The organism is Microbacterium phosphatis, from assembly GCF_049177115.1.
Lineage (GTDB): Bacteria > Actinomycetota > Actinomycetes > Actinomycetales > Microbacteriaceae > Microbacterium > Microbacterium phosphatis.
This window is the reverse complement of the sequence record NZ_CP185370.1, coordinates 2,402,020-2,415,711: the sequence shown is the minus strand read 5'-3', so window position 1 is coordinate 2,415,711 and position 13,692 is coordinate 2,402,020. Positions and strand designations below refer to the sequence as shown.

Sequence of the window (13,692 nt, the reverse complement as noted above, 5' to 3'; positions counted from 1 at the left end):
CCGCCGGTGCGGGCCGCGCCGCGCGCGGCTTCTAGGATGACCAGGTGCGAGCGCGACTGATCCTGTGGGCGGCCTTCGCGATCGTCCACCTGTTCGTCGCCTGGCTGGGCGCCCTCGAGCCGAACCAGCCCATGGGCGATGTGTACTTCGTCTACGAGCCCTGGTCGACCGCCGCGCTGAAGGGCGCGGGCATCGTCGGCATCACCGAGACCTGGGTGTACCCGCATCTGGCGCTCGCGCCGATGATCCTGGCCCACGCCTTCGCCTGGATCGGGAACTACATCATCGGCTGGGCGGTGCTGGTGACCCTCTGCAACGCGGTGGGGTTCTGGGTGCTGGTCGGAGACGGGCGCTCGCGCTCGCGTCGCGCGGCCGCGGGGTTCTGGCTGGCCTTCGTGCTCGCCGTCGGCCCCGTCGGGATGTACCGGATCGACGCGATCACCGTGCCGCTGGCGATCGCGGCGCTGCTGTGGCTCGTGCGACGCCCGATGCTCTCGGCCGCGATGCTCACCGCCGGCGCGTGGATCAAGATCTGGCCGGCCGCCCTGGTCGCCACCGCCTTCGTGGCGATGCGCCGCCGCTGGGACATCGTGGCGGGGGCCCTCGTCACGACCGCGGTGGTCGTGGCCGTGGTGCTCGTCTCGGGAGGAGCGCCGCACCTGCTGGGCTTCGTCACGGAGCAGACCGGCCGCGGGCTGCAGATCGAGGCGCCCCTCGCGACCCCCTACCTGTGGGGCGCGGCCGCGGGTCTGCCCGGCTGGTCGCTGTACTACGACCAGGAGATCCTGACGTTCCAGGTCAGCGGCCCGGGGGTCGACGTCGTCTCCGCCGTGCTGACCCCGGTCCTCGCCCTCCTCGCCGCGGGGGTGGCGCTGCTCGGTGCGGCGAAGGTGCGCCGCGGGGCGTCGTTCGCGCGGCTGATGCCGCCCCTGGCGCTCGCCCTTGTGCTGGTGCTCATCGTGGTGAACAAGGTGGGATCGCCGCAGTTCCACGTCTGGCTGATCGCCCCCATCGCCTTCTGGCTGGTGGTCGATCGTCGCCGGGCGTTCCCGCTGGCCGCGCTGGCCCTGCTCTCGGCCGCGCTGACGCACCTGCTGTACCCGATCGTCTACTGGCAGCTGCTGTCGGCCGAACCCCTCGGCGTCGCGGTGCTCACCGCCCGCAATGTCGTGCTCGTCGCGCTGCTGACCTGGACCCTCGTCCGCCTCGCGCGGGTGCCGGTCGTCCCGCGCGCGGCCGCCGCCTCGCCCGCACGCCCCGCGCGCGACACCGAGCCCGCCTCTTAGCCTCGAGAACGAGCGGGGCGCGTGGCATCCTGATCCCATGCTCGTCGCCTTCTCCGTCGCCCCGTCCGGATCCAACGCCGCCAACCCCGCGGGGTCGGTGCACGATGCGGTCGCCGCGGCCGTGAAGGTCGTGCGCGAATCGGGCCTCGCCCATCGCACCACGTCGATGTTCACCGAGATCGAGGGCGAGACCTGGGACGAGGTCATGGACGTGGTCAAGCGCGCCACCGAGGCCGTGATGCCCTTCGGCAGCCGGGTCTCGCTCGTGCTCAAGGCCGACATCCGTCCCGGCTACGCGGGCGAGATCGACGCGAAGGTCGAGCGCCTCGAGCAGGCGATCGACGAGGCGTCGGGGGAGTAGCCCCCGGGGAGTGACCCTTCCGGTCACGACACGCCGCAAGACGCGGCGCGCGTGCGGCGATTCCTGACCACCAGGAGGGCCGCGCGCCCCGAGGTCGCCGCGCGGCGAACCCGGAGCCGCGCGCCGGTAGGCTGGTCGGATGACCTCCTCGACCCCGTCGAGGGGTGCGGCGATGTGGGCGCTCCTCTCGCTCGCCATCGGCTCCTTCGGCATCGGCATGACCGAATTCGTCTCGATGGGCCTGCTGCCCGGCATCGCGCGCGACCTGCTGCCCGACGCCTGGGCCAGGAGCCAGTCCGACGCGATCGCCCAGGCCGGGCTCCTCATCAGCGTGTACGCCCTCGGCGTTGTCATCGGCGCCCCCGTGCTGGCGGGCTACCTGTCCCGGTTCCCGCGGCACCGCGTGCTGATCCTGCTCGCAGCGCTGCTGCTGGTCGGCAACCTGCTCACCGTCATCGCCCCCACCTTCGAGACGGTCGCGGTGGCCCGGCTCATCGCGGGGCTCCCGCACGGGGCGTACTTCGGCATCGCGGCGGTCGTCGCCGGCGAGCTGCTCGGCCCGGGCAACCGCGCCAAGGGCATCGCGTTCGTGATGAGCGGTCTCACCATCGCCAACGTGGTGGGCGTGCCGCTCGGCACCTGGCTCGGCCAGGTCGCGGGCTGGCGCATCTCGTACGCGGTGGTCGTGGGCGTGTTCGCGCTCGCCGTCCTGCTGATCGCGCTCATCGTGCCGTCGATGCCCGCCGACGGATCGGGCTCGTTCCGTCACGAGCTCGGGATCTTCCGCGTGGGCCAGGTGTGGCTCGCGCTCGGCTTCGGGGCCATCGGCTTCGGGTCGTTCTTCGCGATCTACAGCTACATCGCGCCGATCATGACCGACGTCGCCGGCGCCCCCGAGTGGGCGGTGCCGTTCGCGCTGGTGGCCACGGGCCTCGGCATGACGGTCGGCAACCTCGTCGGCGGTGTGGTCGCCGACCGCAACCTGCCGCGCGCGCTGATCGCCGCGTTCGTGCTGCTGGCGATCGGATCCGGGGTGGTCGGCATCGCCGCGCAGCACCCGGTGACGCTGGTGATCGCGATGCTGCTGTTCGGCGCCATCAGCGCGCTCGCCGGCCCGGCGATCCAGAGCCGCCTGATGGACAAGTCCGAGGGGCGCGTCAGCATCGCCAGCGCGCTCAACCACTCGGGCATGAACATCGGCAACAGCCTCGGCGCCGCCCTGGGCGGCGGGGCGATCGCACTGGGATGGGGCTACATCGCGCCGGCGTGGCTCGGTGTCGTCCTCGCCCTGCTCGGCGTCGGCCTTGTGCTGCTGAGCCTCTCGCTCGAGAAGCGCAGGGTGCCGGTCGCGGCCTAGCGGGTGCCCCAGTTGTAGAGCTGCTTGGCCAGCTTGAGGTAGACGAGGGTCTCGGTCGAGAGCACTCCGTCGATCGTGCGGATGTGCGTGTTGAGCAGCTCGATGAGCTCGTCGTCGTCCTCGCACACCACCTCGGCGATGATGTCGAAGGACCCCGCGGTCAGCACCACGTAGATCACGAACGGCAGCGCGTTCAGCGCCTCCGCGACGATCCGGGTGTCCCCCGAGACCTTCATGCCGATCATCGCCTGGCGGGCGAAGCCCATCTGCACGGGGTCGGTCACGGCGACGATCTGCATGGCTCCCGACTCGGTGAGCCGCTGCACCCGCTGGCGCACGGCCGCCTCGCTGAGGCCGACGGCCTTCGCGATCTCCGAGTAGGGGCGCCGCCCGTCCTCCTGGAGCAGCTCGATGATCGCCTTCGAGGTGTCATCGAGGGCCATTGCGGTGCGTCGGGCTGCCATGGGACGATTCTGCCACCATGTCGCTCGATTCTGCGGAATCCGTCGAATCATCATCCGGATCCTTCGGAATCCGTTGTTCAGGCGTTGCCTAAGTCGCGAAATGTGTCGTAGGCTCCCCCGCATGACCGCTTCGACCGACCACATCGCCGTGGACATCCTTCCGGGAGGGCCCGCCCTGCCGCAGGAGCGCCGCCTCGTCACCGCCATCCCCGGCCCGCGCTCGCAGGAGCTGCTCGAGCGCAAGGCCGCGGCCGTCCCCGTCGGCATCGGCCACACGGTGCCGATCCACGCGGTCGCCGCCGGCGGCGGTGTCGTCGTCGACGCCGACGGCAACTCGCTCATCGACCTCGGATCCGGCATCGCCGTCACCACGGTCGGCAACAGCCACCCGAAGGTCGTCGAGGCCGTGCAGCGCCAGGTGGCCTCCTTCACGCACACCTGCTTCATGGTGTCGCCGTACGAGTCGTACGTCGCCGTCGCCGAGGCCCTCAACCGCCTCACCCCCGGCGACCACGAGAAGAAGTCGGCCCTGTTCAACTCGGGCGCCGAGGCCGTCGAGAACGCGATCAAGATCGCGCGCAAGCACACCGGTCGCCAGGCCGTTGTGGCCTTCGACCACGGCTACCACGGCCGCACCAACCTGACGATGGCGCTCACCGCCAAGACCATGCCGTACAAGCACGGCTTCGGCCCGTTCGCCCCCGAGGTCTACCGCGCCCCGCTGTCCTACCCCTTCCGCGACGGGCTGTCGGGCGCCGAGGCGGCCAAGCGCGCGATCACCATGATCGAGAAGCAGATCGGCGGCGACCAGGTCGCGGCCATCATCATCGAGCCCATCCAGGGCGAGGGCGGCTTCATCGTGCCGGCCGACGGCTTCCTGCCGGCGCTGGTCGAGTGGTGCCGCGCCAACGGCGTCGTCTTCATCGCCGACGAGGTGCAGACCGGCTTCGGCCGCACGGGCCGTATGTTCGCCAGCGAGCACTTCGGCATCGTCCCCGACCTCATCACCACCGCGAAGGGCATCGCCGCGGGGCTTCCCCTCGCCGCGGTCACCGGCCGCGCCGAGATCATGGACGCCGCCCACCCGGGCGGCCTCGGCGGCACCTACGGCGGAAACCCCATCGCCTGCGCGGCGGCTCTGGCGGCGATCGACGCCTACGAGACCGAGGACCTCCCGGCCCGCGCCACCGCGATGGGATCCGTCATCGTCGACCGCTTCACCGAGGCGCAGCGCGGCGACGCCCGCATCGGCGACGTCCGCGGGCTCGGCGCGATGGTCGCGGTCGAGTTCGTCGACCCCGCCACCGGCGAGCCCGACGCCGCGCTCACCTCGGCCGTGGCGAAGGCCGCCATCGCGCAGGGCGTGATCGTGCTCACCTGCGGCACGTTCGGCAACGTGATCCGCTTCCTGCCTCCGCTCGCCCTCGGCGACGAGCTGCTGAACGAGGCCCTCGACATCGTGACCGCCGCGCTCGCGGCCGCATGAACCGATCCGGATCAAGGAGCATCAGAATGACCGAGATCACCCGTGACGTCGTCATCGTCGGCGCCGGCCCCTCCGGGCTCACCGCCGCGACCCGCCTGAAGGCCGCGGGTCTCACGGTCGCCGTCCTCGAGGCGCGCGACCGCGTGGGCGGCCGCACCTGGACCGACGACATCGACGGCGCCACCCTCGAGATCGGCGGGCAGTGGGTCTCGCCGGATCAGGAGGGGCTGCTCGAGATGCTCGAGGAGCTCGGCCTCGAGACCTTCGACCGCTACCGTGAGGGCGACAGCCTCTACATCACGAAGTCGGGCGAGCTCACCCGCTTCACGGGCGACATCTTCCCGGTGGCCCCCGAGACAGAGGCCGAGCTCGTCCGCCTCATCGAGAAGCTCGACGCGATGGCGGCCGAGATGGACCCGGACCGCCCGTGGGAGCACCCGCGGGCCCAGGAGCTCGACACCGTCTCGTTCGAGGCCTGGCTGGCCAACGAGACGCAGGATCAGGAGGCGCGCGACAACATCGCGCTCTTCATCGGCCCCGCCATGCTCACCAAGCCCGCCCACGCGTTCTCGACGCTGCAGGCGCTGCTGATGGCCTCCAGTGCGGGAAGCTTCACGAACCTCGTCGACTCGGACTTCATCCTCGACAAGCGCATCATCGGCGGCATGCAGGAGGTCTCGAAGCGCCTCGCGGCCGCCGTGGGAGACGACCTGTTCCTCTCCAGCCCCGTGCGCCGGATCGAGCACGGCCCCGAGGGCGTGGTCGTCCACGCCGACGGCGGCCTCCAGGTGAGCGCGAAGCGCGTGGTGCTCGCCCACGCCCCCGTGCTCTACAGCCGCATCTCGTTCGAGCCGCCGCTGCCGCGCCGCCAGCACCAGCTGCACCAGCACCTGTCGATGGGCTTCGTCATCAAGGTGCACGCCGTCTACGACCGTCCGTTCTGGCGCGAGCAGGGCCTGTCGGGCACCGTGTTCAGCCCGTACCAGCTGTGCCACGAGGCGTACGACAACACCAATCACGAGGACGAGCGCGGCACCCTCGTGGCCTTCGTCTCGGACCTCAACGCCGACGGCGTCTTCGAGCTGTCCGCCGAGGAGCGCAAGGAGCGGATCCTCGACTCGCTCGCCGCCTACTTCGGGCCCGAGGCGAAGAATCCCGTCGTCTACTACGAGAGCGACTGGGGCTCGGAGGAGTGGACGCGCGGCGCCTACGCCGCGAGCTTCGACCTCGGCGGCCTGCACCGCTACGGCGCCGAGGTGCGCACCCCCGTCGGCCCGATCCACTTCTCCTGCAGCGACATCGCCGGAGCCGGCTACCAGCACGTCGACGGCGCGATCCGCATGGGAAAGCTCACCGCCGACCAGCTGATCGCCGACCTGACCTGACCTCACCCGATCCACCCATCCGACTTCGACACCGGAGACCGATAACCCGACCCGCGGCGTCCCGACCGCGACCCCTGAGCTCCACCCGAACACCCAAGGACCTCTTATGACCACCACTCCTCGAGGAAGCGGAGTGACCTCCGCCGACGACGACATGACCGTCCAGGCCGGCAAGCCCGGCCTCATCACCCAGGTCATCTCGAACAAGGGCCTCGCCGTCGGCGCGGTCGGCCTGTTCGGCGCCACCGTCATCGGCGTCTCGACCGTGGCCCCGGCGTACACCTCGACCGCCTCGATCGGCCTCGCGGCCGCCGAGGTCGGCACGCACGTTCCCGCCGTGATCCTGCTCGGGCTGGTGCCGATGCTGCTGGTCGCCCTCGGCTACCGCGAGCTCAACCGCGACATGCCGGACTCGGGCACCACCTTCACGTGGGCCACGCGCGCCTTCGGCCCCTGGGTCGGCTGGATGGCCTCGTGGGGTCTCGTGATCGCGACGATCCTGGTGCTCTCGAACCTCGCGGCCGTGGCGGTCGACTTCCTGTTCCTGCTCATCTCGCAGCTGGCGGGCAACCCCGACATCGCCGACCTCACCTACAACCCGTTCATCAACGTGGGCGTTGTGCTGGCGTTCATGGTGGGGGCGACCTACCTGTCGTACCGCGACATGCGCGAGTCGAAGATCTTCCAGACCGTGCTCGTGACCTTCCAGGTCGCGGTGCTGCTGCTGTTCGTGTTCCTCGCGATCGGCGAGGCGGCCTCGGGCAACGCGCCCCACGCGATCCCGTTCGACTTCGACTGGTTCAACCCCTTCGCGATCACCGACTTCGGCGCCGTCGTGGCGGGCCTGTCGGTGTCGATCTTCATCTTCTGGGGCTGGGACGTCACGCTCACGATGAACGAGGAGACGACGGACCCCAACCGCACCCCCGGTCGTGCGGCGGCGCTCACGGTGTTCATCGTCGGCGCGCTGTATCTGCTCCTCGCGGTGGCGTCGGTGATGTTCGCCGGCGTGACGGAGGAGCCGGGCGGTCTGCTGAACGAGGACGTGGTCGAGAACGTGTTCTTCGGCCTCGCCGACTCGGTCATGGGGCCGTGGGCCTTCCTCATCTCGCTCGCCGTGCTGGTCAGCTCGGCCGCGTCGCTGCAGTCGACGATCATCGGCCCCGCGCGCACCCTCCTGGCCATGGGCCACTACGGTGCGATGCCCAAGGCCTTCGACTCGGTCAACCCGAAGCACAAGACGCCGGTCTTCGCGATCATCGTCTCGACCGCGGTGGCGAGCCTGTTCTACATCGTGATGCGCTTCGTCAGCGAGAACGTGCTGTGGGACACCATCCTCACCCTCGGCATGATGATCTGCTTCTACTACGGCCTCACCGCGTTCGCCTGCGTCTGGTACTTCCGCAAGCAGTGGACCGACTCGGCCGGCGCGTTCTTCACGCGCTTCCTCGCCCCGCTCATCGGCGGCGTCACGCTGCTGGTGATGTTCGTCCTGACGCTGAAGGACTCCTTCGACCCGGCCTACGGATCGGGCGCGAACATCGGCGGCGTCGGCATCGTCGGCATCCTGGGTGTCTTCATCCTGCTGCTGGGTGTGGCGATCATGATCGCGATGGCGATCCGCAAGCCGGAGTTCTTCCGTGGGCAGATCCTGCCCGTCCAGTCCCCCGAGAGTGAGAAGGCGATCCGATGACCTACGCCGTTGTGAACCCCGCCACCGGCGAGACGCTGGCCGAGTACCCCGAGGCCACCGACGCGCAGATCCAGGACGCGCTCGCCGCGGCGCACGAGGGCTTCCTCGCCTGGCGGCAGACCCCCGTCGCCGAGCGCGCCGCCGTGGTGCGGCGCGTGGCCGAGCTGCACCGCGAGCGCCGCGACGAGCTCGCCGCGGCGATCGTGCGCGAGATGGGCAAGCCCCTCGAGGCCGCGCTCGGCGAGGTCGACTTCGCCGCCGACATCGTCGAGTACTACGCCCGCAACGCCGAGGTCGTGACCGCGGATCAGCCGATTGACGTGCTGGGGGAGGGCACCGCCGTTGTGCGGCGCTCGCCCCTGGGCGTGCTGCTCGGGATCATGCCGTGGAACTTCCCCGCCTACCAGGTGGCCCGCTTCGCGGCCCCGAACCTCGTGATCGGCAACACGATCATCCTGAAGCACGCCCCGCAGTGCCCCGAGTCGTCGGCGATCCTCGAGCGGATCTACGCCGAGGCGGGCCTGCCCGCCGGCGGCTACGTGAACGTGTACGCCACGAACGAGCAGGCGGCGACGATCATCGCCGACCCGCGTGTGCAGGGCGTCTCGGTCACGGGCTCGGAGCGCGCCGGCGCGGCGGTCGCCGCCCTCGCCGGGCAGCACCTCAAGAAGGTGGCGCTCGAGCTCGGCGGATCGGATCCGTTCCTGCTGCTGTCGACGGACGACCTGGACACAGCGGCGCAGAACGCGGTGGACGCGCGCCTGGACAACACCGGGCAGTCGTGCAACGGCGCCAAGCGCTTCATCGTGATCGACGAGCTGTACGACGAGTTCCTCGCGCTGTTCGTCGAGAAGATGGCCGCGGCGAAGCTGGGAGACCCGCTGGCCGAGGACACGGTGCTCGGCCCGCTCTCGTCGCTCGCCGCCGCCGAGCGCCTGCAGGAGCAGGTGGATCGCGCGGTCGCACAGGGGGCGCAGCTCGCCACGGGCGGCACCCGCGACGGCGCCTTCTTCCCGGCGACCGTGCTGACGGGCGTCACGCCCGAGATGGACGTCTACCGCGAGGAGCTGTTCGGCCCCGCGGGCGTCGTCTACCGCGCCGCCGACGAGGCAGACGCCGTGCGCATCGCCAACGACACCTCGTTCGGCCTGGGCTCGTACGTGTACACGACCGATCCGGGGCAGGCAAGCCGGGTGGCCGACGCGCTCGAGGCGGGCATGGTCTATGTGAACTGCGTGCTCGCCGACAGCCCCGAGCTGCCCTTCGGCGGCGTCAAGCGCAGCGGCACCTCGCGCGAGCTGGGTCTGCTGGCCGCCGACGAGTTCGTCAACAAGAAGCTCATCCGCGTCGTCTGACGCGCCGTTCTGGAGGATCCATCGACGTGAGTGATCGAGAGAAGGCCCTGCTCGGGCAGATCCCGACGCAGCTGTTCATCGGCGGCGAGTGGAGGGACGCGGCCATGGGCAAGACGTTCGAGGTGCGGGATCCGTCCACGAACGCCGTGATCGCGCACGTCGCCGATGCGTCGCCCGAGGACGGGATCCGGGCGCTCGATGCGGCCGTCGCCGCGCAGGACGCGTGGGCGGCGACCTCGCCGCGGGAGCGCAGCGACATCCTGCGCCGGGTCTTCGACCTGGTGCGCGAGCGCGCCGACGACGTGGCCCTGCTGATGACGCTCGAGATGGGCAAGCCCCTCGCCGAGGCGAAGGGCGAGGTGACCTACGGCAACGAGTTCAACCGGTGGTTCAGCGAGGAGGCCGTGCGCATCGCCGGCCGATACGGCTCGAACCCCGAGGGCACCGGCCGCATCGTCGTCTCGCAGCGGCCGGTCGGCCCCTGCTTCTTCATCACGCCGTGGAACTTCCCGCTCGCGATGGCCACACGCAAGATCGCGCCGGCCCTCGCCGCGGGCTGCACCGTGGTGATCAAGCCGGCCGAGCTGACGCCGCTGACCATCCTGCTGTTCACGCAGCTGCTCGCCGAGGCGGGCCTTCCCGCGGGGGTCGTCAACGTCGTCACGACCAGCTCGTCGGGTGCGCTGTCCGAGCCGATCATCGCCGACAAGCGGCTGCGCAAGCTGTCGTTCACCGGATCGACCCCGGTCGGCCGCAAGCTCATCGCCCAGGCCGCCGAGGGTGTGCTGCGGGTGTCGATGGAGCTGGGCGGCAACGCGCCGTTCGTCGTGTTCGACGACGCGGATCTCGACGCGGCCGTCGATGGCGCCATGCTCGCGAAGTTCCGCAACATCGGCCAGGCCTGCACGGCGGCGAACCGCTTCATCGTGCACGAGTCGATCGCCGACGAGTTCTCGCGTCGTGTCACCGAGCGGGTCTCCGGGATGACCGTGGGCCGCGGCACGGAGGAGGGGGTGCAGATCGGCCCGCTCATCGACGACAGGGCGGTCGCGAAGGCCTCCGACCTGGTCGCCGACGCCCTGGGCCGGGGTGCGCGCCTGCGCACCGGCGGCGAGGTGCTCGACGGCCCCGGCACGTTCTTCGCGCCGACCGTGGTCGACGGCGTGGTGCCGGGCAGCGCGATCCTGCGCGAGGAGATCTTCGGCCCGGTGCTCGCGATCTCGACGTTCTCGACGGAGGACGAGGCGGTCGCCCTGGCCAACGACACCGAGTACGGCCTGGTCTCGTACGTCTACACGCAGGATCTGCAGCGCGGTCACCGGATGATCGAGCGTCTGGACACCGGGATGATGGGCCTGAACGCCGGCGTCATCTCGAACGCGGCCGCCCCCTTCGGCGGCGTGAAGCAGTCGGGCATCGGCCGCGAGGGCGGCGCCGAGGGCATCCACGAGTACCTCTCGACGAAGTACACGTTCGTTCCGAACTGAGGGACGGCGCCGGCGACCCGAACGCCGGCGCTGCCCCGATCGTCGCTCGTGGTCGCGAAACGCCGCGCCTCCCGTGGGAGGCGCGGCGTTTTGCGACGTGGAGGCGGCTACGCCCCGAGCGGGGGCGTGAGCGGCGGGGCCGTGCGGCGGTCGCCGGTCGCCTCGAAGGCCGCGGCGAGGGCGAGGAGGGCGGCGTCGTCGTAGGCGCGGCCGGCGAAGGTGAGGCCCACCGGCATGGCCGTGTCGGGCATCGTGCCCATGGGCACCGTGACCGTGGGCACGCCCAGGTGGCGGATGGCGAGGTTGCCGTTGGCCACCCAGACCCCGTTGCGCCAGCCGATGTCGGCCGATGCGGGGTTCACGTCCATGTCGGCGGGGGCGACGTCGGCCATCGCGGGGAAGGCGACGGCGTCGAGGCCGAGGCCGTCCATCCACTGCTCCAGGTCGATCCGGCGCGTCTGCTCGAGGCCGGCCAGGCCACAGGTCAGGTCGGCGAAGTCGTCGAGCCGCGTTCCGGGGTGCGCGCGCACCCACGCCGGGTACTCGGCGATGTCGTCGTCGAAGCCCGTGTACCGGTCGGGGAGGGCGCCGGGCGGGGGAGGGAAGATCGCGGATCCGTCCACGGCGGCGAGCGAGGCGAGATCCGGGTCGCCGTTGGCGGCGAGGAAGTCGTCCCACGCCCAGGCCGACAGGTCGAGGATCTCGCGGTCGAGGAAGGCCGCAGGCACCAGTCCCCGGGTGCGGATGGTGGGGGCCCCCGGGCGGTCGCCCTCGTAGTTCGTCACGAGGGGGAAGTCGACCTCGACCACCTCGGCCCCCGCCGCCTCCAGATCGCGCCGCGCGGCGGCCCACAGCGCCAGGATCGACGGCCGCGTCTCGATGCGCTGCCCGGTGGGCCCGCCGATGCCGCCGTCCGGGCGGGTGCCCGCGTCGGGGTCGGTGCCGACGTACATCCGCGGCACGCCGATCCGCCTGCCCGCAAGCGAGGCCCCGGCCAGCGCCGGGTACGACGCCGGTCGCTCGTATCGCGGCAGCGGCACCCACGGCTGCGCGCGCCAGAAGTCGCCGCGGGTGCGGGCGTCGTCCGCGACGATCACGTCCAGAAGCGCGAGCAGGTCGGCCATCGTGCGCGTGTGCGGCACCACAACGTCCATGGTGGGCACCAGCGGCCAGTTGCCGCGCACCGAGATCACCCCGCGCGAGGGCGTGTAGGCGCACAGCGCATTGTGCGAGGCCGGGGCGCGGCCGCTCGACCAGGTCTCCTCGCCGAGGCCGAACGCTCCGAGGCTCGCGGCGGTCGCGGTGCCGGAGCCGTTGGAGGACCCGGATCCGAATGCGCTGGTCAGGTAGGCGGGGTTGTACGGCGACTCGGCCCGGCCGTAGAGCCCGCGCTGCATGCCGCCGTTCGCCATGGGGGGCATGTTGGTGAGCCCCAGGCAGATCGCGCCGGCCGCGCGCAGGCGCTCGATCGCGAACGCGTCGCGCTGGGCCACGAGGCCCGCGAACGCCGGGCTGCCCGCGGCGGCGGTGAGGCCGCGCACGAGGTAGCTGTCCTTGGCGGTGTAGGGGATGCCGTCGAGCGGGCCGAGCGTCTCCCCGCGGGCGCGCCGCGCATCCGACGCGGCGGCCTCGGCGAGGGCCTCCGGGTTGCGCACGACCACCGAGTTCAGGGCGCCGTCGTAGGCGTCGATGCGGGCGAGGTAGGCGCCGACCAGCTCGACGGCCGTCGCGCGGCCGTCGGCGAGGGCGCTCTGCAGGTCGGCGATCGACGCCTCGTGGACCTCGATCATCGCCCGACCGCCGGCTGCTGCTGCGTGATGCAGTGGATGCCCCCGCCGCGCGCGAAGATCTCGCGCGCGTCGACCGTCACGACCTCGCGCCCGGGGTAGGCGTCGGCGAGGATCGCCGCCGCGCGGGCATCGGCCGGGGGCTCGCCGAAGCCGCAGGCGATCACCCCGCCGTTGACGACGAGGTGGTTGACGTAGCTCCAGTCCACGGGCCCGTGGGCGTCGGTGAGCGTGGCCGGGGCGGGCAGGTCGACGATCTCGAAGGCGCGGCCGGCCGCATCCGTCTGCGTCGCGAGGATCTCGCGCAGCTCGCGGGTGACGGCGTGATCCGGGTGCGAGGCGTCGCCCTGGTGGTGCAGCAGCATCCGCCCGGGCGAGGGGAGGGTGGCGACGATGTCGACGTGGCCGTTGGTGCCGAGGTCGTCGTAGTCGCGCGTGAGACCCCGCGGCAGCCACACGGCGTGCGCCGTGCCGAGGGTGCGCGCGAGCTCGGCCTCGACGCGCTGCCGGTCGGCGAAGGGGTTGCGGCGCGGATCGAGCTGGACGGTGTCGGTCAGCAGCACGGTGCCCTCCCCGTCGACGTGGAACCCGCCGCCCTCGTTCACCAGCAGCGAGGGGACGACCTCGGCGCCGACGTGCTCGGCGATCAGGCGGGCGTGCGCCGCCGACTTCTGCCACTCGGCCCAGTCGGGGGCTCCCCAGCCGTTGAAGATCCAGTCGACGGCGCCGAGGCGCTCGCCGTCGGTGACGAAGGTCGGCCCGTGGTCGCGCATCCAGAACTCGTCGACGGGCGCCTCGATGAGCTCGATCTCGGAGGAGAGGATCCGGCGGGCGCGCGCCGTCTCGGACGGATCGACGAGCATCGTCACCGGCTCGAACGCGGCGGTGGCGTGGGCGACGGCGGCCCAGGTCGCGTAGCCGGCCTCGCGCTCGGCGTCGGTCGCGCCGAGCGTGACACCCTCGCGCGGAAAGGCCATCCACGTCCGCTCGTGCGGAGCGCTCTCGGCCGGCATGTGCCATGACATCGGGTC

The 13,692-nt window shown here is 71.5% G+C and carries 11 protein-coding genes; 8 read left to right on the top strand and 3 right to left on the bottom strand.

What is annotated here, in order from left to right:
- Window positions 1–44 precede the first annotated feature (44 nt).
- The 3 genes from ACOKGD_RS11485 (at window position 45) to ACOKGD_RS11475 (ending at window position 3,004) form a co-directional block, all read left to right on the top strand.
- Complete coding sequence (locus ACOKGD_RS11485; protein ID WP_342337456.1) at window positions 45–1,286, top strand: hypothetical protein; 1,242 nt, start codon at window positions 45–47, stop codon at window positions 1,284–1,286.
- 37 nt (window positions 1,287–1,323) lie between these two features.
- Window positions 1,324–1,647 carry a thiamine-binding protein gene (locus ACOKGD_RS11480; protein WP_342337455.1) on the top strand — a complete coding sequence of 108 codons (324 nt, stop codon included), beginning with the start codon at window positions 1,324–1,326 and terminating at the stop codon, window positions 1,645–1,647.
- 139 nt (window positions 1,648–1,786) lie between these two features.
- Window positions 1,787–3,004 (top strand): MFS transporter, encoded by a 1,218-nt coding sequence (locus tag ACOKGD_RS11475; RefSeq protein WP_342337454.1) that lies wholly within the window; start codon window positions 1,787–1,789, stop codon window positions 3,002–3,004.
- On the opposite strand, the gene ACOKGD_RS11470 is transcribed toward ACOKGD_RS11475, so the two are convergent.
- On the bottom strand, window positions 3,001–3,468 hold the full coding sequence (locus tag ACOKGD_RS11470) for an Lrp/AsnC family transcriptional regulator (protein WP_342337453.1): 468 nt from the start codon (window positions 3,466–3,468) through the stop codon (window positions 3,001–3,003). The two genes, ACOKGD_RS11475 and ACOKGD_RS11470, sit on opposite strands and share 4 nt — an antisense overlap.
- A gap of 121 nt (window positions 3,469–3,589) precedes the next feature.
- Between ACOKGD_RS11470 and gabT the strand changes: the two genes are divergently transcribed.
- The 5 genes from gabT to ACOKGD_RS11445 all read left to right on the top strand — a co-directional run bounded on the left by gabT (window position 3,590) and on the right by ACOKGD_RS11445 (window position 10,874).
- On the top strand, window positions 3,590–4,954 hold the full coding sequence (gene gabT, locus ACOKGD_RS11465) for a 4-aminobutyrate--2-oxoglutarate transaminase (RefSeq protein ID WP_342337452.1): 1,365 nt from the start codon (window positions 3,590–3,592) through the stop codon (window positions 4,952–4,954).
- 26 nt (window positions 4,955–4,980) lie between these two features.
- Entirely contained in the window at window positions 4,981–6,339 is a 1,359-nt protein-coding gene (locus ACOKGD_RS11460) for a flavin monoamine oxidase family protein (protein ID WP_342337451.1), read from the top strand.
- 154 nt (window positions 6,340–6,493) lie between these two features.
- On the top strand, window positions 6,494–8,032 hold the full coding sequence (locus tag ACOKGD_RS11455) for an APC family permease (protein ID WP_342337494.1): 1,539 nt from the start codon (window positions 6,494–6,496) through the stop codon (window positions 8,030–8,032).
- A complete protein-coding gene (locus tag ACOKGD_RS11450; RefSeq protein WP_342337450.1) occupies window positions 8,029–9,387 on the top strand; it encodes an NAD-dependent succinate-semialdehyde dehydrogenase in 1,359 nt (452 codons plus the stop codon). The genes ACOKGD_RS11455 and ACOKGD_RS11450 overlap by 4 nt, the downstream gene beginning before the upstream one ends.
- Window positions 9,388–9,413: 26 nt before the next feature.
- Entirely contained in the window at window positions 9,414–10,874 is a 1,461-nt protein-coding gene (locus ACOKGD_RS11445) for an NAD-dependent succinate-semialdehyde dehydrogenase (protein ID WP_342337449.1), read from the top strand.
- 107 nt (window positions 10,875–10,981) lie between these two features.
- On the opposite strand, the gene ACOKGD_RS11440 is transcribed toward ACOKGD_RS11445, so the two are convergent.
- Together ACOKGD_RS11440 and ACOKGD_RS11435 are read right to left on the bottom strand one after the other, a co-directional pair.
- Complete coding sequence (locus ACOKGD_RS11440) at window positions 10,982–12,664, bottom strand: amidase (RefSeq protein ID WP_342337448.1); 1,683 nt, start codon at window positions 12,662–12,664, stop codon at window positions 10,982–10,984.
- Window positions 12,661–13,686 carry an agmatine deiminase family protein gene (locus tag ACOKGD_RS11435; protein WP_342337447.1) on the bottom strand — a complete coding sequence of 342 codons (1,026 nt, stop codon included), beginning with the start codon at window positions 13,684–13,686 and terminating at the stop codon, window positions 12,661–12,663. Before ACOKGD_RS11435 ends, ACOKGD_RS11440 begins: the two co-directional genes overlap by 4 nt.
- Window positions 13,687–13,692 lie beyond the last annotated feature (6 nt).

What these genes read in the sequence shown, in the direction of transcription:
- ACOKGD_RS11480 (WP_342337455.1), top strand. Translation starts at nt 1,324, where the DNA reads ATGCTCGTCGCCTTCTCCGTCGCCCCGTCCGGATCCAACGCCGCCAAC.
- ACOKGD_RS11475 (WP_342337454.1), top strand. Translation starts at nt 1,787, where the DNA reads ATGACCTCCTCGACCCCGTCGAGGGGTGCGGCGATGTGGGCGCTCCTC.
- ACOKGD_RS11470 (WP_342337453.1), bottom strand. Translation starts at nt 3,468, where the DNA reads ATGGCAGCCCGACGCACCGCAATGGCCCTCGATGACACCTCGAAGGCG.
- gabT (WP_342337452.1), top strand. Translation starts at nt 3,590, where the DNA reads ATGACCGCTTCGACCGACCACATCGCCGTGGACATCCTTCCGGGAGGG.
- ACOKGD_RS11460 (WP_342337451.1), top strand. Translation starts at nt 4,981, where the DNA reads ATGACCGAGATCACCCGTGACGTCGTCATCGTCGGCGCCGGCCCCTCC.
- ACOKGD_RS11455 (WP_342337494.1), top strand. Translation starts at nt 6,494, where the DNA reads ATGACCGTCCAGGCCGGCAAGCCCGGCCTCATCACCCAGGTCATCTCG.
- ACOKGD_RS11450 (WP_342337450.1), top strand. Translation starts at nt 8,029, where the DNA reads ATGACCTACGCCGTTGTGAACCCCGCCACCGGCGAGACGCTGGCCGAG.
- ACOKGD_RS11440 (WP_342337448.1), bottom strand. Translation starts at nt 12,664, where the DNA reads ATGATCGAGGTCCACGAGGCGTCGATCGCCGACCTGCAGAGCGCCCTC.
- ACOKGD_RS11435 (WP_342337447.1), bottom strand. Translation starts at nt 13,686, where the DNA reads ATGTCATGGCACATGCCGGCCGAGAGCGCTCCGCACGAGCGGACGTGG.